At 72.8% G+C, this 19,793-nt stretch carries 18 protein-coding genes; 8 read left to right on the forward strand and 10 right to left on the reverse strand.

The features are described 5' to 3' along the window. Window positions 1-34: 34 nt before the first annotated feature. From EV284_RS17795 to EV284_RS17810, 4 genes are all read right to left on the reverse strand, one after another. Window positions 35-268 (reverse strand): DUF6213 family protein, encoded by a 234-nt coding sequence (locus EV284_RS17795; protein WP_130335280.1) that lies wholly within the window; start codon window positions 266-268, stop codon window positions 35-37. A gap of 25 nt (window positions 269-293) precedes the next feature. Next, on the reverse strand, window positions 294-1,679 hold the full coding sequence (locus EV284_RS17800; protein ID WP_130335282.1) for an NADP-dependent succinic semialdehyde dehydrogenase: 1,386 nt from the start codon (window positions 1,677-1,679) through the stop codon (window positions 294-296). Window positions 1,680-1,754: 75 nt separating this feature from the next. Further along, window positions 1,755-2,228 (reverse strand): NUDIX domain-containing protein, encoded by a 474-nt coding sequence (locus EV284_RS17805; protein WP_130335284.1) that lies wholly within the window; start codon window positions 2,226-2,228, stop codon window positions 1,755-1,757. Continuing rightward, window positions 2,225-3,763: an ATP-dependent DNA ligase gene (locus tag EV284_RS17810; protein WP_130335286.1), complete on the reverse strand. Its 1,539-nt coding sequence runs from the start codon at window positions 3,761-3,763 to the stop codon at window positions 2,225-2,227. The genes EV284_RS17805 and EV284_RS17810 overlap by 4 nt, the downstream gene beginning before the upstream one ends. 78 nt (window positions 3,764-3,841) lie before the next feature. Between EV284_RS17810 and EV284_RS17815 the strand changes: the two genes are divergently transcribed. The 5 genes from EV284_RS17815 to EV284_RS17835 all read left to right on the forward strand — a co-directional run bounded on the left by EV284_RS17815 (window position 3,842) and on the right by EV284_RS17835 (window position 8,089). Beyond that, the gene (locus EV284_RS17815) at window positions 3,842-4,456 is read left to right on the forward strand and encodes an XRE family transcriptional regulator (RefSeq protein WP_130335288.1); all 615 of its coding nucleotides are present in this window, start codon (window positions 3,842-3,844) and stop codon (window positions 4,454-4,456) included. 99 nt (window positions 4,457-4,555) lie between these two features. Then, window positions 4,556-5,527, forward strand: coding sequence for an NADPH:quinone oxidoreductase family protein (locus EV284_RS17820; protein WP_130335290.1), 972 nt, complete (start codon window positions 4,556-4,558; stop codon window positions 5,525-5,527). Further along, window positions 5,524-6,705: an acyl-CoA dehydrogenase family protein gene (locus tag EV284_RS17825; protein ID WP_130335292.1), complete on the forward strand. Its 1,182-nt coding sequence runs from the start codon at window positions 5,524-5,526 to the stop codon at window positions 6,703-6,705. The genes EV284_RS17820 and EV284_RS17825 overlap by 4 nt, the downstream gene beginning before the upstream one ends. Continuing rightward, complete coding sequence (locus EV284_RS17830; protein WP_130335294.1) at window positions 6,702-7,793, forward strand: acyl-CoA dehydrogenase family protein; 1,092 nt, start codon at window positions 6,702-6,704, stop codon at window positions 7,791-7,793. The genes EV284_RS17825 and EV284_RS17830 overlap by 4 nt, the downstream gene beginning before the upstream one ends. Before the next feature lie 101 nt (window positions 7,794-7,894). Then, window positions 7,895-8,089 (forward strand): hypothetical protein, encoded by a 195-nt coding sequence (locus EV284_RS17835; protein WP_130335296.1) that lies wholly within the window; start codon window positions 7,895-7,897, stop codon window positions 8,087-8,089. A gap of 10 nt (window positions 8,090-8,099) precedes the next feature. On the opposite strand, the gene EV284_RS17840 is transcribed toward EV284_RS17835, so the two are convergent. From EV284_RS17840 to EV284_RS17875, 6 genes are all read right to left on the reverse strand, one after another. Continuing rightward, window positions 8,100-8,462, reverse strand: coding sequence for a DUF779 domain-containing protein (locus EV284_RS17840; protein WP_165425569.1), 363 nt, complete (start codon window positions 8,460-8,462; stop codon window positions 8,100-8,102). 134 nt (window positions 8,463-8,596) lie between these two features. Then, window positions 8,597-10,582 carry a peptidoglycan recognition family protein gene (locus tag EV284_RS17845; RefSeq protein ID WP_130335298.1) on the reverse strand — a complete coding sequence of 662 codons (1,986 nt, stop codon included), beginning with the start codon at window positions 10,580-10,582 and terminating at the stop codon, window positions 8,597-8,599. A 212-nt stretch (window positions 10,583-10,794) separates the two neighbouring features. Beyond that, window positions 10,795-12,345: a M1 family metallopeptidase gene (locus tag EV284_RS17850; RefSeq protein ID WP_242625712.1), complete on the reverse strand. Its 1,551-nt coding sequence runs from the start codon at window positions 12,343-12,345 to the stop codon at window positions 10,795-10,797. Window positions 12,346-12,542: 197 nt separating this feature from the next. Further along, window positions 12,543-13,577, reverse strand: coding sequence for a GNAT family N-acetyltransferase (locus tag EV284_RS17865; RefSeq protein ID WP_242625713.1), 1,035 nt, complete (start codon window positions 13,575-13,577; stop codon window positions 12,543-12,545). After that, window positions 13,567-14,151, reverse strand: a complete 585-nt coding sequence (locus EV284_RS17870) for an NUDIX domain-containing protein (protein WP_130335302.1) — start codon at window positions 14,149-14,151, stop codon at window positions 13,567-13,569. Before EV284_RS17870 ends, EV284_RS17865 begins: the two co-directional genes overlap by 11 nt. Then, complete coding sequence (locus EV284_RS17875) at window positions 14,148-15,437, reverse strand: NUDIX domain-containing protein (protein WP_207229063.1); 1,290 nt, start codon at window positions 15,435-15,437, stop codon at window positions 14,148-14,150. The genes EV284_RS17870 and EV284_RS17875 overlap by 4 nt, the downstream gene beginning before the upstream one ends. A gap of 443 nt (window positions 15,438-15,880) precedes the next feature. Here EV284_RS17875 and kdpF point away from each other — a divergent pair, with 443 nt between their 5' ends. The 3 genes from kdpF to kdpB are packed head-to-tail and all read left to right on the forward strand — an operon-like array spanning window position 15,881 to window position 19,793. Next, window positions 15,881-15,970, forward strand: coding sequence for a K(+)-transporting ATPase subunit F (kdpF, locus tag EV284_RS17885; protein ID WP_037761677.1), 90 nt, complete (start codon window positions 15,881-15,883; stop codon window positions 15,968-15,970). 8 nt (window positions 15,971-15,978) lie between these two features. Further along, window positions 15,979-17,640 carry a potassium-transporting ATPase subunit KdpA gene (gene kdpA, locus EV284_RS17890; RefSeq protein ID WP_130335308.1) on the forward strand — a complete coding sequence of 554 codons (1,662 nt, stop codon included), beginning with the start codon at window positions 15,979-15,981 and terminating at the stop codon, window positions 17,638-17,640. A 53-nt stretch (window positions 17,641-17,693) separates the two neighbouring features. After that, window positions 17,694-19,793 (forward strand): potassium-transporting ATPase subunit KdpB, encoded by a 2,100-nt coding sequence (gene kdpB / locus EV284_RS17895; RefSeq protein ID WP_130336397.1) that lies wholly within the window; start codon window positions 17,694-17,696, stop codon window positions 19,791-19,793.

Below are 19,793 nucleotides of genomic sequence, written 5' to 3' on the forward strand. Positions count from 1 at the left end.
CACGGAGCGGCACCCCACCGTGCACCCACAACCCCTACGGCGCCCTGCTGCTGTGAGCGATGCACGCCACGTCGATCCGATCGGCCAGCTTGGCCAACTCGATCGTCAGCTCGGCGACGGTGTCCTCGTCCAGCCCCCGCTCACCGGCCTCCACAAGATGCACCCACCGCGCCCCCACGCTGCGCAGCAACTTGCTGACGTCGCCCGCCGAAACCCGCAGCGCACCACGCTCGTCCACGATCAGAGGGAGAGTCACTTCGCCGTTCACAGATCGGATCGTATCCGCGCGATCCTCACGCTCCCTGCCAAACGGTGGTGATGTTGCAGAACTCCCGGATTCCCTGCGCCGACAGTTCACGCCCGTACCCCGACCTCTTCACCCCGCCGAAGGGCAGCGCCGGGTGGGAGGCGGTCATACCGTTGATGAACACGCCTCCGGCCTCCAGGTCCCGCGCGCAGTGCGCCATCTCGTCCTCGTCCCGGGTCCACACGCTCGAACTCAGCCCGAACGGAGAGTCGTTGGCGATCAGGATCGCGTCCTCCAGGTCCTCCGCCCGGTACACGGTCGCCACCGGACCGAACGCCTCCTCGCGGTGGATGCGCATCTCGCGGTCGACGCCCGCGATCACGGTCGGCGGGTAGTACCAGCCGTCGCCACCGGGCCGCTCGCCCCCGCACAGGATGTCGGCCCCGCCGCGGCGCGCGTCGTCCACCAGTTCCTCCACGTCCGCCCGGCCCTGCTCGGTGGCGAGCGGCCCGACGTCGGTGCGGTCGTCCATGGGGTCGCCGACGGTCAGATCCTTCATCCCGGCGACGAACTTCTCCAAGAACGTGTCGTAGACGTCCCGGTGCACGATGAACCGCTTGGCCGCGATGCAGGACTGCCCGTTGTTCTGCACCCGAGCGGTCACCGCGACCTCGGCGGCCCGGTCGAGGTCGGCGGAGGGCATCACCAGGTAGGGGTCGCTGCCGCCCAGCTCCAGCACGGTCTTCTTGATCATCTCGCCGGCGGTGGAGGCCACCGCGCGTCCGGCCGGTTCGCTGCCGGTGAGGGTGGCGGCCTTGACCCGCTCGTCCCGGAGGACCTCGTCGACGGCGGCCGAGCCGATCAGCAGCGTCTGGAAACAGCCGACCGGGAACCCGGCCCGCTGGAACAGGCTCTCCAGGTAGAGGGCGGTCTGCGGCACGTTCGAGGCGTGCTTGAGCAGGCCGACGTTGCCCGCCATCAGCGCGGGCGCGGCGAACCGCACCACCTGCCAGAGCGGGAAGTTCCACGGCATCACCGCGAGCACCGGCCCCAGCGGCCGGTAGACCACGCGGACCCGTGAGGCGCCGGAGTCCTTCACGTCCGCCTCGTCCGGTACCTCGTCGGCGAGCAGCCGCTCGGCCCGCTCGGCGTACCAGCGCATCGCCTTGACGCACTTGGCGGCCTCCGCGCGGGCCTGCGCGAGCGGCTTGCCCATCTCGGTCGTCATGATCCGGGCGACCTCGTCGTTGTCCGACTCCAGCAGGTCGGCGGCCCGGTTCAGATGCTCGGCGCGCTCGGCGAACGACGTCGTCCGGTAGGTCCGGAAGGTGGCCTCCGCGAGCTGGAGCCTGCGCTCCACCTCGGCGTCGTCCATCGGCTCGTACGTCTTGACCGTCTCGCCGTTGGCCGGGTTCACCGTGGCGATGGGCATGGCTGACCTCCTGGTGCGGGGTGTGCGTCGACCTTCGCGCGCGGCGGGCGGTGCCGCAACGCTTCGATCCCCTGTTCAGCCCGAGTGCTCCGCCAGACGGTCCAGAAACGTGCCCTGTCCGGAGACCATCAGCTCCCTGGCCTCCTCGGGGGTGAACCAGGCCACCCGGTCCAGCTCCGGGAACTCCCGCACACGGCCCGAGTGGGGCGGCCACTCCATGGTGAAGGTGCCGGGCGTGATCGTCGCGGGGTCGAGATCGGCCTCCACCGCCCAGGCGGTGACGATCTTGCCGTTGCGCTGGGCGATCTCGCCCAGCGGCAGCGCCGGGCCGTCCGGCGGGGCGATGCCCAGCTCCTCCTGGAACTCCCGGCGGGCCGCGTCCCAGGCGGGCTCGTCCGCCTGGTACTCGCCCTTGGGCACCGACCACGCCCCCTCGTCCTTCGCGGCCCAGAGCGGGCCGCCCATATGGCCGAGCAATACCTCCAGCCCTCGGCTGGTGTGGCGGAACAACAGCAGTCCCGCACTGCGCTTCGTCGCACGCACTGTCACGCCTTGACCTCCGGGTGGGCCGCGAGCAGGGCCTCCACCGTATCGGCGTCCTCCGGCCGTTTGTCCTCGCGGTAACGGATCACCCGCGCGAACCGCAGGGTGACCCCGGCCGGGTAGCGGGTGGAGCGCTGGAGCCCGTCGTAGGCGATCTCCACGACGAGTTCGGGGCGTACGGTCACGCCCCAGCTCTTCTCCTCCACCGCGAGTTCGCCGAGCCGTTCGGTCTGCCAGGCGAGCATCGTGTCCGTCATGCCCTTGAAGGTCTTGCCGAGCATCGCGTAACCGCCGTCGGCCGTGCGGGCGGCGAGGTGGAGGTTGGAGAGCCTGCCGGTGCGGCGGCCGTGGCCCCACTCGGCGGCCAGCACCACCAGATCGAGGGTGTGCACGGGCTTGACCTTCAGCCAGGACGCACCGCGCCGGCCCGCGCTGTACGGCGCGTCCAGCCCCTTGGCCACGATGCCCTCGTGTCCGCGCGCCAGGGTCGCGGCCGAGAACTCCTCCGCCGACGCGGTGTCCTCCGGCCCGGCCACCAGCGCCCGGCGCACCCGCATCGGCTCCGGCACCAGCCCGGCCAGCTCCGCGTGCCGTGCGGCGAAGGGCAGGTCCAGCAGGTCCCGGCCGTCCACCGAGAGCGCGTCGAAGAACACGGGGGAGACCGGGACCTCCTCGGCCGCCCTGGCCACGTCCACCCGCGAGCCGACCCGGCCGGCCGTCTCCTGGAAGGACCGGGGGCGCCCGTCCGGGCCGAAGGAGATCACCTCGCCGTCCAGCACGAACCGCTCGCCCGGCAGTTCCAGCGCCGCCGAGGTCACCTCCGGCAGCCGGTCGGTGATGTCGTCCAGCGTCCGGGTGTACACGCGCACCTTCTCCCCGTCCCGGTGTACCTGTACGCGGATGCCGTCGAGCTTCTCCTCCACCGCGCAGGCGCCCAGCTTCTCCACCGCCTCCGCGACCGAGGACGCGCTGCGGGCCAGCATCGGCAGCACCGGGCGCCCCACCGTGAGCCGGAAACCGTCCAGCGCGGCGGGGCCCTCGGCGAGCAGCGCCTGGGCGACGGTCTGGAGCGAGCCGGCCAGCATCACCGCCCGCCGCACCGTGGAGGGGTCGGCCTCCGTGGCACGGGCCAGTCCCTCCACGGCGAGCGCGTCCAGGGCGCCCTGGCGGACCTCGCCGGTCAGCAGCCCCCGCAGAAAGCGCTGTTCGCCCTCGGTGGCCGCGCCCATCAGCTCGTCCACGATCCGGGCCCGCTCGGCCTGCGAACCGGCCCCGGAGACCCCGGCCAGCTCGGTCAGCAGGGCGTCCACCCCGCGCACGGTGAGCGTGGGGCCGGCGGCGGGCGGGACCTCGCGGCCGAGCACCTTCCAGCCGACCCCGATCCGGCCCTGCGGAAGCCGTCCCGCGAGATACGGGATGACCACGGGCACGTCGTCGGGCTCCGCGTCCCGGAAGAGTTCCGCGAGCAGATCCGTCTTACGGGTCCGGGACGCCGTGGCGGCGACCTGGCCCGACACCTCCGCGAGCCGAGTGAGCAGCATGCAGCATTGGTGCTCTGCGAAGGCCCCGCTCACACCTGCCGGATTGACACATCACCTTGCCGAATCTGCAATACACGCATGAGTGAGACGAGCGACGCGGGCGCGGAGAGCACCGACGAGGTGCTGGCCGCCGTGGGCCCGAGACTGCGGCGCGTCCGCAAGGAACGGGACGTGACCCTGGCCGCGCTGTCCGAGACGACCGGCATCTCGGTCAGCACCCTGTCCCGGCTGGAGTCCGGTCTGCGCCGCCCCAGCCTGGAACTGCTGCTGCCCATCGCGCAGGCCCACCGGGTGCCACTGGACGAGCTGGTCGGCGCCCCGCCGGTCGGTGACCCGCGCGTGCGGACCGAGCCGGTCGTGCGGGACGGCCGCACCTTCTACCCCCTCACCAGACGCCCCGGCGGCCCCCAGGCGTACAAGGTGATCGAGCCGCGCCGCGACCGGCAGCCGGACCCGCGCACCCACGAGGGGTACGAGTGGCTGTACGTGCTCTCCGGCCGCCTCAGGCTGATCCTCGGGGACCACGACGTGGTGCTGGGGCCGGGGGAGGCCGCCGAGTTCGACACCCGCGTACCGCACTGGTTCGGGTCGGCGTGGGACGGGCCGGTGGAGTTCCTGAGCCTGTTCGGGCCGCAGGGGGAGCGGATGCATCTGCGGGCGCGGGCGGGGCGGCGGTCCGAAGGGGAGGGGTGAAGCGTCCCCGTTCCCCGGCGACTGTTCCCTGATCGGCAAGCGACCGCTTAGTATGCCCAGGACCCCGGTTCAGACGACGCAGTCCCGTGGAGGCCCGGCATGCAGGCATGGCAAGTGCACGAGAACGGCGAGCCGCGCGAGGTGATGCGCCTGGCGGAGGTGGAACGCCCCACGCCCGGCGAGGGCCAGGTGCTGCTCCGCGTGCGTGCCGCCAACGTCAACTTCCCGGATGCCCTGCTCTGCCGGGGCCAGTACCAGATACGGCCCCCGCTGCCCTTCACGCCCGGCGTGGAGATCTGCGGCGAGACCGAGGACGGCCGCCGTGTCATCGCCAACCCGGCGCTGCCGTACGGCGGTTTCGCGGAGTACGCGCTCGCCGACGCCCGTGCGCTGCTGCCCGCGCCCGAGGCCCTGGACGACGCCGAGGCGGCGGCGCTGCACATCGGCTACCAGACCGGCTGGTTCGGCCTGCACCGGCGGGCGCGCCTGGAGGCGGGGGAGACCCTGCTGGTGCACGCCGCGGCGGGCGGAGTCGGCAGCGCCGCCGTCCAGCTCGGCAAGGCCGCCGGAGCACGGGTCATCGGTGTCGTCGGCGGCGCGGAGAAGGCCGCCGTCGCCCGTGAGCTGGGCTGCGACGTGGTCGTGGACCGCCGCGCCGAGGACGTGGTCGCCGCCGTCAAGGAGGCCACCGGCGGCAAGGGCGCCGACGTGATCTACGACCCCGTCGGCGGAGAGGCGTACGGGCAGTCCGCCAAGCTCGTCGCCTTCGAGGGCCGGATCGTGGTCGTCGGCTTCGCCGGCGGTTCGATCCCGAGCCCCGCGCTCAACCACGCCCTGGTGAAGAACTACGCGATCCTGGGCCTGCACTGGGGCCTGTACAACACCAAGAACCCCGAGCTGGTGCTGCGCTGCCACGAGGAGCTGACCGAGCTGGCCGCGCGCGGCGCGATCAAGCCGCTGGTCAGCGACCGCGTGCCGCTCGCCGGGGCGGCCGACGCCGTGCAGCGGGTCGCCGACGGCGTGACCACCGGCCGGATCGCCGTCCTGCCGCAGAACGGAGCCACCGCATGACCGACGCCGCTGAACTGCGCCGCCGCACCCGCGAGTTGCTGGCCGCGTACCCGCCCGCCGGCACCGACCGCCTCGACTTCCTCCGGGCCCGCTTCGACGCCGGACTCGCCTGGGTGCACTATCCCGAGGGCCTCGGTGGACTCGGTGCCCCGCGCTCCCTCCAGGCCGTCGTGGACGAGGAGCTGGCCGCCGCCGGCGCCCCCGACAACGACCCGCGCCGCATCGGCATCGGCCTCGGCATGGCCGCCCCGACGGTGCTGCGCTACGGCACCGACGAGCAGAAGGCCCGCTTCCTGCGCCCGCTGTGGACCGGCGAAGAGGTCTGGTGCCAGCTGTTCAGCGAGCCCGGCGCCGGGTCCGACCTGGCCGCGCTCGGCACCCGCGCCGTGCGGGACGGCGAGGACTGGGTGGTCGACGGGCAGAAGGTGTGGACCTCCAGCGCCCATCTGGCCCGCTGGGCCATCCTCATCGCCCGCACCGACCCGGACGCGCCCAAGCACGCGGGCATCACCTACTTCATCTGCGACATGACCGACCCCGGCGTGGAGGTCCGGCCGCTGCGCCAGATCACCGGCGAGGCCGAGTTCAACGAGGTCTTCCTCACCGGCGTCCGCATCCCCGACCGCCACCGCCTCGGCGAGGTCGGCGACGGCTGGCGGGTCGCCCAGACCACGCTGATGAACGAACGCGTCTCCATCGGCGGCATGCGGCTGCCGCGCGAGGGCGGCATGATCGGGCCGGTCGCCAGGACCTGGCGCGAACGCCCCGGACTGCGCACCCACGACCTGCACCAGCGGCTGCTGAAGCTCTGGGTCGAGGCCGAGGTCTCCCGCCTCACCGCCGAGCGGCTGCGCCAGCAGCTCAACGCCGGCCAGCCCGGCTACGAGGGCTCCGGCATGAAGCTCGCCTTCGCCCGCCTCAACCAGGAGATCAGCGGCCTGGAGGTCGAACTCCGGGGCGAGGAGGGGCTGCTGTACGACGACTGGACCATGCGCCGTCCCGAGCTGGTCGACTTCACCGGGCGCGACGCCGGGTACCGCTATCTGCGCTCCAAGGGCAACAGCATCGAGGGCGGGACGAGCGAGGTCCTGCTGAACATCGTCGCCGAACGCGTCCTCGGCCTGCCCGCCGAACCGCGCACCGACAAGGACGTCCCCTGGAAGGACCTGGCCCGATGAGCACGCCGAACGCCGAGCCCGACCTCCTCTACTCCGAGGAGGAGGAGGCGCTGCGCGCCGCCGTCCGCGACCTGCTCACCGACCACTGCGGGCCCGCCGCGGTGATCGCCCGCACCGAGTCGGACACCCCGCACGACCCCGCCCTGTGGAAGCAGCTCACCGAGGGCATGGGCCTGGCGGGGCTGCTGGTCCCCGAGGCGCGGGGCGGCCAGGGCGCCACGCATCGCGAAGTCGCTGTCGTGCTTGAGGAGTTGGGGCGGGCCGTGGCGCCGGTGCCGTACCTCACGAGCGCCGTGGTCGCCACCGAGGCACTGCTCGCCTGTGACGACGCCGAGCTGCTGGAGCGACTCGCCTCCGGCCGCACGGTGGGCGCCCTCGCCGTCTCCCTGACCACGGCGCCCGGCGCGCCCTTCGCCACCGCCCGAGTCGAGAACGGCGTACTGCGCGGCGAGCTGACCTCCGTGGCGGACGCGGTCGCGGCCGACGTACTGCTCGTCCCGGCCGACGACGGCGATCTCTACGCGGTCGCCGCCGACGCGGTCACCCGTACCCCGCAGATCCCGCTCGACCTCACCCGCCCGCTCGCCACCGTCACCCTCGACGGCGCCCCCGGCCGCCGCCTGGGCCCCGCCGAACCCGCCGTGCGGCGTGCGCTGCGGGCCGGTGCGGGACTGCTGGCATCCGAGCAACTGGGCGTGGCTGACTGGGCGTTGACCGAGACCGTGCGCTACCTGAAGGAGCGCAAGCAGTTCAACCGGCCGGTCGGCGGCTTCCAGGCGCTCAAGCACCGGCTCGCCCAGCTCTGGCTGGAGGTGGTCAACCTCCGCGCGGCCGCCCGCGCCGCGGCCGACGCGCTCACCACCGGCCACGACACCGGCCTCACCGTCGCCGTCGCGCAGTCCTACGCCTCTCCCGTCGCCGTCCGCGCCGCCGAGGAGGCGCTGCAGCTCCACGGCGGACTCGGCATGACCTGGGAACACCCCGTCCACCTGTACCTCAAGCGGGCCAAGGCCGACTCCCTGGCGTACGGCAGCGCGGGCGCCCACCGCGAGGCCCTCGCCGGCCTGGCGGACCTCCAGGCTCCCTGACACCACCCTTACGGGGGACACGTCAGCGCCCCGGAACAAGCCTCCGCTACGCCACACTTGCGGCCGAACGCCGCACACCGGGCGTGGCGGAGGAGGTTCCGATGGCTGTTTCCATCTCAGTGGTGCTGCTGCTCCTGATCCTGGCGGTGGTCTTCATGCGCAACGGCGCGCTGAAGATCTCCCACGCCCTGGTCTGCATGCTGCTCGGCTTCTACCTGGCCAGCACCAGCATGGCCCCCACCATCAGCAACGGCCTGACGGCCACGGCAGACCTGGTGAGCGGGCTGCGGCCGTGAGGCGGGACCGTCAGGTGCCGATCACCCGGGAGCGGATCAGGAAGCGGACGCCTTCGGGGGCTTCCAGGGAGAAGCCGCCGCCCCGGCCGGGGACGACGTCGACGATGAGGCGGGTGTGGCTCCAGAGGTCGTACTGGGACCTGGACATCCAGAAGCCCACCGGTTCCGGGACTCCGTCCACGGCCAGTTCGGCGAGGAGGACGTCGGAGGCGCCGGTGCGGAACTCGCCCTCGGGGTAGCACATCGGGGCGCTGCCGTCGCAGCAGCCGCCGGACTGGTGGAACATCAGCGGACCGTGCCGCTCGCGCAGCTTCCGCACCAGCGCGGCCGCCTCGCTCGTGAACTCGACGCGCTGACTCTCTTGTGTTTCCACGGTCACCGTCCAGGAAGAGCGGGCGTCGGACACCCCCAGTCTGGGTGCTCACCGGGAGGCGGTCCAGTGGTCGGCGACGACCCGCGCGAACGGCCGGGGCCGGACCTCCCCGGTCCGGCCCCGGCCGCGGTGTGTCAGCTTCCGGCCTTCGGCTTGGCCGGCTTCGGCGCACCGGCCGCCGCCGGAGGCTCCTTCACGTCCACGTCGCTCGCCCGTACATAGGCGAGCCGGTGGTCGAGCTGGATCTCGTAGTACTCCTCCCGCCCCTTCACCACCGGCGCCGGGGCGTCGCCGAAGGAGGACCGGTCGACGTAGGTGCCGTGCACGACGGACTGGGTCACATACCGCTGACCCTCCTCGATCGTGTACGGCAGCGGCGCCTCCTGCTCCTCGTCCACCCCCTCCGGGTACGCCGACTCCTCCGGGAGCGCCCGTCCGAACACCGGGATCTCGTGGCGTCCTTCCTTCGGAGTGACGGTCCGGGCCCGCTCGCCCACGGCGGTCGGCTGGTCCTTCGGGTTCTTGAACCACGCCTTGTGGCCCTGGAACCAGATCGCCGTCCAGTCGCCCTGCCGCCCGGCCACCGCGAACGTCTGGCCCGCCGACACCCGCGACCCCAGGTCGTTGACGTCCACCGTGGTGTCGTCGCCGTCCGGCTTGCGGCCCGGGTCCTGGATCAGCCCGGAGTCCTCGCTCGGCTCGGTGTGCAGCCGGACCGCGCTGGAACCGTGCGCCGCGCACTTCTCGCCGCTCTCCACGCACCCGGTGAACACCGGCCTGTGCTTGGCGTACTCCGGAAGGATCATCACCGTGTCGCTGTCCGGCCCCGCCGTCGCCTTCAGCGGCGCCCCCAGCAGGTCGAAGTAGTGCCGCCAGTCCCAGAACGGACCCGGGTCGTCGTGCATGTCCGGGATGGTGTCCTCGGTCGGCGCCGGCACGTTGTCGTGGCCGAAGATGTGCTGACGGTCCAGCGGGATGTCGTACTTCTTCGTCAGGTACTTCACCAGCCGGGCGGAGGAACGGTACATCTGCTCCGTGTACCAGGCGTCCGGCTGCCGCAGGAAGCCCTCGTGCTCGATGCCGATCGAGCGGCCGTTCACGAACTGGCTGCCCGAGTGCCAGGCCGCGTCCTTGGTCTTGACGTGCTGGGTGACACTGCCGTCGCTGGACCGGATCGAGTAGTGCCAGGACGCCTCCGTCGGGTCCTGGACGGTCAGCAGCATCGAGGCCAGCGGAGCCTCGGTGTCATGGATGACGATGTACTCGATCCGCTGGTCCTTGGGCCGGTCGGCCAGGTCGTGGTTGCCGTACGCGTCGTCGTCGATCCGGACGTACGGCGCGCTCAGCCAGGAGCACGACAGCTCCGCCGGGCACTCCACGTTCTTCGAGCGGGCCGCGCCCGCCGCCCCGGCCTTCGGACGCACCCGGGGGCTCGCGGCCAGGACGACGTGCTGACCGGCGTCCGTCACGCGGTCCGCGCCCTTGCGGATGATGTCGAAGACATCGTTGGCGTAGGCCGTGGCCGAGCCCGCGTCGTTGGAGCCCGGGAAGCGCGAGACCGCGTCCCACCAGTCGGCGGGGTCGGTGCTGAGCGGCTTGCCGAGGCTCTTCTGCGCCGCGGCGAGCAGGGCGGCCCCACCGCGCACGTTGGCGGCGTCGTCGGTGCGCAGCCGCTCCACCGGGAGACCGACCAGGTCGGCCGCCCGCCGCAGGTCGGCGGAGCGCTGGGCCTCCTCGGCCGCCTTCTGCGCCGGGGACGGGCTGGCCTTGCGCACCTTCGGATGGGGCGTCACGTGATGCGGCGGGGTGGCGGCCGGCGGCCCGGCGGAGTCCACCAGGTGCATCGGTCCGTAGCCGCCGATGACGCTGGGCGCGCCCTGGTGGGAGTCCCACCGGGACTGGAGGTAGGACACCCCCATCAGGACACTGCGGGGGACCTGGAACTCCTTCGCCGCGGCGGTGTAGTCGTCCTGGAGGCGTTGGTCGTCGGGACCGCCGGAGTCGTCCGAGCGGTCGATCAGCAAGGGCACCAGGAGCGCCGCCGACGCGGCGGTCACGCAGACGATCCGCCGATGCCCGCGCACGGCACTGGACAGGCGGGGGGCGACGCGTTTTCTCATACGGGTGGCTCCAACGAGGTTCGGCGCGGCCGGAACATGCGGCCAGGGCGCGAACCAGGGCGCGCCCCGCATGTCACCCCGCTCACGTTTCCTTGCCTCGCGCGCCGCGTCGCGCCGAGCGTCACTGGCGTGGACCAGCCCCCGCGCTCAGGCCACCCGGTCGGCGGCAGCCGACCCCGCCGGGTGGGGGCAGCCCTTCACCCCTCCTCGCCTCACTCCTCCTCCACCGGGTCCACCCGCCAGTCCGGCCGGCCCGGCATGGGCGGCGTGTGCGACCCGTACAGCCAAGGGGTCAGAAAACCCGTCAGGTCCTCACCGGCCACCTCGGAGGCCAGCCTGACGAAGTCACGGGTCCCGGCCACCCGTCCCCGATACGTCGTCACCCAGGCCTTCTCGACGCGCTCGAAGGTCTCGGCGCCCACCTTCTCCCGCAGGGCGTACAGCACGAGCGCCGAGCCGTCGTACCGCATCTGACGGAACAGGCCCTCCTCGTGCGGCTCGGCGGGGGCGCCGTCGTCGTGCCGCCACCGGTCGTGCTGCTCGTAGGCCGAACGCATCATGTCCTCCAGGCTCGGACCACCCCGCGAATCGGCGTACAGCAGCTCGTAGAAACGGGCGTGACCCTCGCTCAGCCACAGGTCCGACCAGCGGCGGATCGCCACGCTGTCCCCGGTCCAGTGGTGGGTCAGCTCGTGCACGAGATTGCGTTCGGCGGCGACCTGATCCCCCAGCAGGTCCGCGCTCGGCACCACCGAGAGGGACTGCGTCTCCAGCGCCACCGGCAGCTCGCTGTCGCCCACCAGCACGCCGTAGCGCCGGAACGGGTACGGGCCGAGCCGCTGCTCCAGCCACGCGAGGTGGTCCGGCGTCAGCGCCCGGTACGCCTTCGTCCCGGCCACCAGCCCCGCCGGCACCACGTCCCGCAGCGGGAGCCCGTGCGGGCCGGTGCCGTCGACCACGTCGAACTTCCCGATGGCCAGCTGGACCAACTGCGGGGCGACCGGATGCTCCGAGTCGTACGTCCAGCGGACCCGGCCGTCGCGCTGGGGGGCGCGGGTGACGAGCCGTCCGTTGGCCACCGCCGTAAGCCCTGGCGGGGTGGTGATGTGGAAGGTGAACGGCGCGCGCAGACTCGGGTGGTCGTCCGCCGGGAAGATCATCCGGGCGCCGTTCGGCTGCGGGGACAGCACGGTGCCGTCCGCCGTCGGCACCCACCCGTAGTCCTGGATCGCGTCGGTGCGGTGGCGCCGCTGGGTGGGGTCGGCGGTGTAGGTGACCCGCACGGTGAAGGCGCGGCCCCGCGCGAGCGGCTTCACCGGGGTGACGACCAGTTCGTCGCCCCGGCGCGCCGTCTTCGCGGGCGCGCCGTCGACGGTGACGCCGCGCAGGGTGTTGCCCGCGAAGTCGAGGTCGAAGCGGGAGAGGGCCTGGGTGGCGGTGGCCCTGATCGTGGTGGCGGCGGCGAAGGGGGTCCTCGGCGCCTGCCAGTCGAAGTCCAGGGTGTAGCGGCGGACCGTGTAGCCGCCGTTTCCGTCCCGCGGCATGAGGGGGTCGCCGATGCCGGGGGCGCCGGGGGAGGGGACGTCCTTCGGACCGGGGGCGGGGTGGCCGGGGAGCGCGGCGGGGGAGCGGGGCTCGTCCTCGGACAGGTCCAGCGCGAGGACGACGCCACCCGTGATGGCGAGGACACAGGCCAGCGCCGGTACTGCGCGACGGCGACCGCCGCTGCGCCGCGAGCCGTCCTTACGGGGCGTGAGGGTCATGGGCGGCACTATGCCAGCGATAGGGCGATATGCGTCTTATATGGCTCTCGGCTGGACCGGCTGGGGCTGGACCGGCCGTGGCGTCCTCCCGCGCGGGCCGGCCCGGAGGGTGCCGTGCGCCCGGACGTCGACCAGCGGCTCGCCGCACTCCCGCACCGGTACCGCCGGCACCCCCCCGGCCGACATCCGTACGAGGCTCATTCCGCCCCCCAGTCCCAGGTGTCGAAGTAGGCGGCCACGCCGGTGCGGCGGGCCTCCATCACCGCACTGAGCCGCGCGAAGTCCCGCGGTGGCATCAGTGGCCGCCACTCGGGAAGCGGCAGCACCCGCACCTCGTCGTGCTCACGCGGGTCCAGCACGATGTCGCCGAGCCGCGCCTCGTCCAGCCGCCCGCCGTCGAAGACGAGCCCCATCGTGCTGTACGGCCACTCGGCGCCCGGCAGCCCGTACACCGTGGCCAGCAGCCGGGGTGGGCCGTCGAGTTCGATGCCGGTCTCCTCCCGGCACTCCCGCACGGCCGTCTCCCACGGACGCTCGCCGGGGTCCATCGTGCCGCCGGCCAACTGCCAGGGGTGGGTCGGGCTGTAGACCCCGTGGAGCTGTACGGGCCGGTCGTGGGCGTCGGTGAAGAGGACGCAGGCGAAACCGGTGGCCTTCATGACCGTCTCGGCGTACTGCTCCGGCGGGAGCCAGACGTGGCCGGTCCTCTCGTCCATCCGCCCCCGGACCGCCGGCCCGGGCCATGTCAGCCGCATGGGCGCCGGGCTGCCGCGGAATCCCGAGGCGCGGAAGAACGCCGCCGCACCGGCGGGCGCCTCGGCCTCGACGGGCGCCACCTCCTCCGCCCGGAGCCGGTCGAGCAGCGCGGTCAGGGCCGACCTGGCGTGTCCCCGGCCGCGCCACGAGGGGTGCGTGGCGACCGTGTGCACCCGCGCGGCCCGCCCGCAGGGGGACGCCGGTTCGGGCAGCACCGGGTGGAGCAGCGCGAGGGCGCAGGAGGCGAGAGTGCCGTCGGGGGCGTCGACGACACAGGCCCGCCCGTCGCCACCCGGAACCAGCCGGGCGGCCAGTTCCGCGCCGGAGCGGACGATCCACTCCTCGGGCAGCGGCTCGTCGAGGACGTGGGCGGACCGGAGCCGGACGATGCCCTCCGCGTCGGCGGGCGTGGCGAGCCGTGCGGCGTGCGCGGTACCGGGGTGCTGGGGGCGGGTGTGCAGGGTCTCACCGCTCACGATGTGTCTCCAGGGGGTGGGGCGGGGCCGGGCCCCGCCGGACTGGCGGGAAGTCGACGCCGGGGACGACCTGGAGCCGGTCGGCCGCCGGGTCGTGGGCGATGGGGTCGCCCGGCCGCTGGAAGTGCACGGCCAGGGGCTCCCCGGCCCGGTACGCGTCCAGGCCGGCCCGGCAGTACGCCACCGTCGCGGCGGGCAGCGTGTCCAGCGGGACCCAGGTCATGGCGTCGCAGACGTCCGGCTCCATGACGCGGGGCTCGCCCGCCCACCGGCGCACCTCGAAGAGGAATCCGACGCGGGCCGAACCACCGGGCGCGCGATGGTGGACGGTGACGGCGGCGCGCACGTCGGCCCGGTCGACGACGACGCCGGTCTCCTCGCGCGCCTCCCGGATCAGCGCGTCGACCACGTCCTCGTGCGGGCCGTCCAGATGCCCGGAGGGCAGATGCCAGAGCCCGGCCGCGTACACCGCCCCGGCCCGGCGTGACACCAGCACCTCCGGGCCGGCGCCGGTTTCCCGGCGCAGGATCAGATGCACGTCGACCGGCACGGTGTGACGCTGCCGGCCGCTCATGCCGGGCACCAGCCCGTCTCCGAGTAGGTACGGCCCGTCCGGATGCCGTCGATGGCCGTGCGGGCGTAGGGCACGAGCGGTTCCGGCAGTCCGTCCGGGTCCCACCAGCGCCACGCGAGGCACTTGTCCGGCTCCCTCAGCCACGGTGTGCCGCCCAGGCGGCGGGCGCGGAAGACCAGTTGCATACGCGGGCGCGAGCTCGGTCCGTGCAGCACGTGCACCACATGGGCCAGCTCCAGGTCGGCGGGGTCGATCACCAGCCCGGCCTCCTCGTACGCCTCCCGCACCAGGCACGCGACGGCCGACTCCCGCTCGCAGTGGCCGGCCAGGAAGTGCCAGGTGGACCCCGCGAAAGCCGCGTCCGGGTGGCGCAGCCCGAGCAGGACGCGGCCGTCGGCGTCCTCGGCGTACAGGTGGACGCCGACGATGTTCAGCTCCGTGCCGCCCGCGTCCGGGGCCTTCGCCGGGCGCGGGATCACCGGGGCCCGTTGGGCCGGGTCCGCGGCGTGGCGCAGGATCAGGTCACGCGTGTCCGGGCTCATCCGCAGCCGGTGCAGCACCTCCGGTCGGAACCAGCGCAGCAGCACCCCCTCCGTGAGCCCCACCCCGTCCGGATCGCCGGTCCAGCGGCCCGAGAAGACCTGCACGGGAACGCACAGCCCATCGGTACCGGTGGCCTCCTCGACGGCGTACGGCTCCAGGCGGGCCGGGTCCAGACCCGGTGCTTCCTCGGCCAGCTCGCGCCGGAGGGTGTCCTCCAGCGTGCGGTCCTCCGGCTCCCGGCCGCCGCCGAGCAGGGCGAAGGCACCCGGCTCCCAGATGCCGGGGATGTTGTCGCGCAGGTGGAGGAGGTAGCTGCCCTCGCCGTCGTGGATCAGTGCCGAGGCGTTGACCGGAGCCGGCCTTCCGTCCAGGCGCAGGGCGCGCACCCTGGCTCTCAGGGAGCCCGGATCGAGCTGGTCGACCGGTAACCAGTCGGCGGCAAGAGGCTCCGCCGGCTCGCGGGCCAGGTACAGGGCGAAGGTGAACTCGTACTGGGCCGGCCCGACCGCCTCGACCTGGACCGGAGCGGTCAGCAGCTGCGGGGTCAGGCACAGGTCACCCGGTGCGAGCCGGGTCCGCTCGGTCACCGCCCGCAGCGCGGCCTCCAGCAAGGTGCGGTCGCCCGCCTCGGCGCGCACACCGGGCAACCCGGCAGGGTCCCGCACCCGCAGGACGCGCCCCTCGCGGTCGACGACGAGCGCGCGGCAGACGAGCTGGGCGGAACCGGGGGTGAACGTGGCCATGTCGTCGGTCTCCTCCATCCGAGCGGAAAGTGAACTGGTGCTCTAAAAACGCGCCGGACACCGGCCTTGTCACGGCTCGGGCGAGGGAATTTCCGGAACGCGTGTTCCCGTCCCCCGCCCGGCCCGGCGCGCCAAGGGGCGCCGGACCCAAACTCGTTCGATCGGGGGAAGCGCACCCTCCTCGCCGCGCACCCCCCTCGCCGCGCACCCCCTCGCCGCGCTCCGCCGCGCGCCCCCGTCAGGGACTCGTCAAGGCTGAGCCCCTGCCCGTATGAGAGGTGTCAACGCGGGGCCCCGACCCCTTGGAGCAGGGGTTTCCTCGAAGCGTTCCCCTTTCGACCCCGTCCGTTCAGGAGTCCCAAGATGGCCGACCTGGCCTTCGTCGTCATCGTGCTCGCGGCCTTCGCGCTGGTGGCACTCGTCGCCAAGGGGGTGACGAAGCTGTGACCGCCGAGAACACCGTCGGCCTGATCGTGGCCGTCGCCCTGCTGGGCTATCTCGTCCTCGCCCTGATCTTCCCGGAGAGGTTCTGAGAGCAGACATGGGTTCCGTACTCGCGGGCGTGCTCCAACTCCTCGCCCTCGTCGGCGCGCTGGCCCTCGTCCACGCGCCCGTCGGCGGCTATCTGGCCAAGGTGTACTCCTCGCGCCGTCATCTGCGTGTCGAGCGCTGGGTCTACCGGGCCGTCGGCGCCGACCCCGACACCGAGATGCGCTGGCCGGCGTATCTGCGCGGGGTGCTCGCCTTCTCCCTCGCCGGTGTCCTCCTCCTCTACCTGCTCCAGCGGCTCCAGGGGGTGCTGCCCGGCTCACTGGGCTTCTCCCCGGTGAACCCGGCGCAGTCCTTCAACACCGCCGTCTCCTTCGTCACCAACACCAACTGGCAGTCGTACTACGGCGAACAGACCATGGGCCATGTCGTGCAGACGGCGGGGCTCGCGGTGCAGAACTTCGTGTCCGCCGCCGTGGGCATGGCCGTCGCGGTCGCCCTGGTGCGCGGCTTCGCCCGGTCCCGCTCCGGCGAACTGGGCAACTTCTGGGCCGATCTGGTGCGCGGCACGCTCCGTGTCCTGGTTCCGGCGGCCGTGCTCGGCGCGCTGGTCCTCGTCGCGTGCGGCGCCGTCCAGAACTTCTCCGGCATCCACGAGGTCGGCCAGTTCACGGGCGGGTCCCAGCAGTGGAACGGCGGCGCCGTCGCCTCCCAGGAGGCCATCAAGGAACTGGGCACCAACGGCGGCGGCTACTTCAACGCCAACAGCGCCCATCCCTTCGAGAACCCGACGCCCTTCACCAACCTGTTCGAGATCTTCCTGATCCTCGTCATCCCGTTCTCGCTGACCCGCACCTTCGGCCTGATGGTCGGCAGCGTCCGGCAGGGCTACGCCATCCTCGGCACCATGGCCGCCATCTGGCTGGGCTTCACCGCCCTGATGATGACCGCCGAGTTCAGCCACCACGGCCCGGCGCTCCAGGCCGCGGGCGGCGCGATGGAGGGCAAGGAGGTCCGCTTCGGCGTCGGCGGCTCCGCGCTCTTCGCCGTGTCCACCACACTCACCTCCACCGGCGCCGTGGACTCCTTCCACTCCTCCTTCACCGGGCTCGGCGGCGGGGTCGCCATGCTCGGGATGATGCTGGGCGAGATCGCGCCCGGCGGCACCGGCTCCGGGCTGTACGGCATGCTGATCATGGCCGTGATCGCGGTGTTCCTCGCCGGTCTGATGGTCGGCCGCACCCCCGAGTACCTGGGCAAGAAGATCGGCGCCCGCGAGATGAAGCTCGCCGCCTGCTACATCCTCGTCACCCCCGCGCTGGTCCTCGTCTTCACCGCGGCCTCGCTGGCCCTGCCGACCCCGCCGCACTCCCTGCTCAATCCGGGCGCCCACGGGTTCTCCGAGGTGCTGTACGCCTTCACCTCGGCCGCCAACAACAACGGCTCGGCCTTCGCCGGGCTGAACGCCGACACCGACTGGTTCAACACCACGACCGGGCTCGCCATGCTGCTCGGCCGCTTCCTGCCCATGGTGTTCGTCCTCGCGCTGGCCGGCTCGCTCGCCGCCGAGCGGCACGTACCCGAGAGCGCGGGCACCCTGCGTACCGGGAAGCCCTTGTTCGCGGGCCTGCTGGTCGGGGCGATCCTCATCGTCACCGGCCTGACCTACTTCCCGGCGCTGGCGCTGGGACCGCTCGCGGAGGGGCTGTCATGACCCATCCCCGTACCGACGAGCCGACCCCTCGTACCCACGACCCCGAGGCCGCCATGTCCACACTCACTCCCCTCCGCGCGCCGCACGACGAGGCGGCGGCCGGGGTCCCGTCCGGCGGGGGCCGGGTCGGCGCGGGCTTCTTCGATCCACGGCAGTTGCTGCGCTCGCTGCCCGACGCCTTCCGCAAGCTCGATCCGCGGATCATGGTCAAGTCGCCCGTGATGTTCGTGGTGTGGATCGGCTCTGTGCTGACCACGGCGTTCTCGCTCACCGACCCCACCGACTGGTTCGGCTGGACGATCAGCGGCTGGCTGTGGCTGACCGTGCTGTTCGCCAACCTCGCGGAGGCCGTGGCCGAGGGCCGGGGCAAGGCGCAGGCCGACACCCTCCGCAAGGCCCGGGCGGACACCGTGGCCCGCAGGCTGACCGGAACCGCCGAGGAGCACGTCTCCGGCACCGAGCTGCGCGTCGGTGACCTGGTCGTCTGCGAGGCGGGCGAGGTGATACCCGGCGACGGCGATGTCGTGGAGGGCGTCGCATCGGTGGACGAGTCCGCGATCACGGGCGAGTCGGCGCCGGTCATCCGGGAGTCCGGGGGCGACCGGAGTGCCGTCACGGGCGGCACCAAGGTGCTCTCCGACCGGATCGTCGTCCGGATCACCACCCGGCCGGGGGAGACCTTCATCGACCGGATGATCGGGCTGGTGGAGGGCGCGGCCCGGCAGCGCACGCCCAACGAGATCGCGCTGAACATCCTGCTGGCCTCGCTCACCCTCGTCTTCCTGCTGGCCTGCGCCACGCTGCCGCCGTTCGCCGCGCACGCGGGCACTCACCTCACGATGGTCGTGCTGGTCGCCCTGCTGGTGTGCCTGATCCCCACCACCATCGGCGCCCTGCTCTCCGCCATCGGCATCGCCGGGATGGACCGCCTGGTCCAGCGCAATGTGCTGGCCATGTCGGGCCGGGCCGTGGAGGCGGCCGGTGACGTGTCGACCCTGCTGCTGGACAAGACCGGCACCATCACCCTCGGCAACCGCCGGGCCGCCGAGTTCGTGCCGGTGGGCGACGCGAGCGAGGCCGAACTCGCGGAGGCCGCCCAGCTCTCCTCGCTGGCCGACGAGACCCCCGAGGGCCGTTCCGTCGTCGTCCTGGCCAGGGAGGCGTACGGCCTGCGTGAGCGCCACCCGGGCGAGCCGGCCGGTGCCGAGTGGGTCGCGTTCACCGCGCAGACCCGGATGTCCGGCGTCGACGTGGACGGGCGCAGTGTCCGCAAGGGCGCGGCCGCCTCGGTGCTGCGCTGGGTGCGCGAGCGGGGCGGCACGGTCGCCGACGACACGGAAGCCGCCGTCGACCGCATCTCCCGCGCGGGCGGCACCCCCCTGCTGGTCGCCGTGCGGGACGGCCGGGGTGCCCGCGTACTCGGTGTCGTCCACCTCAAGGACGTCGTCAAGGACGGCATGCGGGAACGGTTCGCCGAGCTGCGCCGGATGGGCATCCGGACCGTCATGATCACCGGGGACAACCCGCTGACCGCCAGGGCCATCGCGGAGGAGGCCGGTGTCGACGACTTCCTCGCGGAGGCCACCCCCGAGGACAAGATGGCCCTCATCAAGCGGGAGCAGGCGGGCGGCAAGCTCGTCGCCATGACCGGGGACGGCACCAACGACGCCCCCGCGCTGGCCCAGGCGGACGTCGGCGTCGCCATGAACACCGGCACGTCGGCCGCCAAGGAGGCCGGCAACATGGTCGACCTGGACTCCGACCCGACCAAGCTCATCGAGATCGTCGGGATAGGCAAGCAGCTCCTCATCACGAGGGGCGCGCTGACCACCTTCTCCATCGCCAACGACGTGGCCAAGTACTTCGCGATCATCCCGGCGCTGTTCGCCGCCGTGTATCCCGGGCTCGACCGGCTGAACATCATGCGGCTGGCCTCGCCCGACTCCGCGATCCTCTCGGCGGTCGTCTTCAACGCGCTGATCATCATCGCGCTGGTCCCGCTCTCCCTGCGCGGGGTGCGGTACCGGCCGGTGAGCGCCGACCGCCTGCTGCGGCGCAATCTCGCCGTCTACGGCCTCGGCGGACTCGTCGCGCCCTTCGCCGGCATCAAACTCATCGACCTGCTCCTCTCCTTGATCCCCGGGATCGGCTGA

The organism is Streptomyces sp. BK022, from assembly GCF_004217355.1.
GTDB lineage: Bacteria > Actinomycetota > Actinomycetes > Streptomycetales > Streptomycetaceae > Streptomyces > Streptomyces griseoluteus.

Excerpts from the sequence above, each read along its gene's own strand:
- EV284_RS17875 (WP_207229063.1), bottom strand. The coding sequence starts at position 15,437 with ATGGCCACGTTCACCCCCGGTTCCGCCCAGCTCGTCTGCCGCGCGCTC.
- EV284_RS17820 (WP_130335290.1), top strand. The coding sequence starts at position 4,556 with ATGCAGGCATGGCAAGTGCACGAGAACGGCGAGCCGCGCGAGGTGATG.
- EV284_RS17850 (WP_242625712.1), bottom strand. The coding sequence starts at position 12,345 with ATGACCCTCACGCCCCGTAAGGACGGCTCGCGGCGCAGCGGCGGTCGC.
- EV284_RS17800 (WP_130335282.1), bottom strand. The coding sequence starts at position 1,679 with ATGCCCATCGCCACGGTGAACCCGGCCAACGGCGAGACGGTCAAGACG.
- EV284_RS17810 (WP_130335286.1), bottom strand. The coding sequence starts at position 3,763 with ATGCTGCTCACTCGGCTCGCGGAGGTGTCGGGCCAGGTCGCCGCCACG.
- EV284_RS17825 (WP_130335292.1), top strand. The coding sequence starts at position 5,524 with ATGACCGACGCCGCTGAACTGCGCCGCCGCACCCGCGAGTTGCTGGCC.
- EV284_RS17845 (WP_130335298.1), bottom strand. The coding sequence starts at position 10,582 with ATGAGAAAACGCGTCGCCCCCCGCCTGTCCAGTGCCGTGCGCGGGCAT.
- EV284_RS17815 (WP_130335288.1), top strand. The coding sequence starts at position 3,842 with ATGAGTGAGACGAGCGACGCGGGCGCGGAGAGCACCGACGAGGTGCTG.
- EV284_RS17830 (WP_130335294.1), top strand. The coding sequence starts at position 6,702 with ATGAGCACGCCGAACGCCGAGCCCGACCTCCTCTACTCCGAGGAGGAG.
- kdpB (WP_130336397.1), top strand. The coding sequence starts at position 17,694 with ATGTCCACACTCACTCCCCTCCGCGCGCCGCACGACGAGGCGGCGGCC.
- EV284_RS17870 (WP_130335302.1), bottom strand. The coding sequence starts at position 14,151 with ATGAGCGGCCGGCAGCGTCACACCGTGCCGGTCGACGTGCATCTGATC.
- kdpA (WP_130335308.1), top strand. The coding sequence starts at position 15,979 with ATGGGTTCCGTACTCGCGGGCGTGCTCCAACTCCTCGCCCTCGTCGGC.
- EV284_RS17835 (WP_130335296.1), top strand. The coding sequence starts at position 7,895 with ATGGCTGTTTCCATCTCAGTGGTGCTGCTGCTCCTGATCCTGGCGGTG.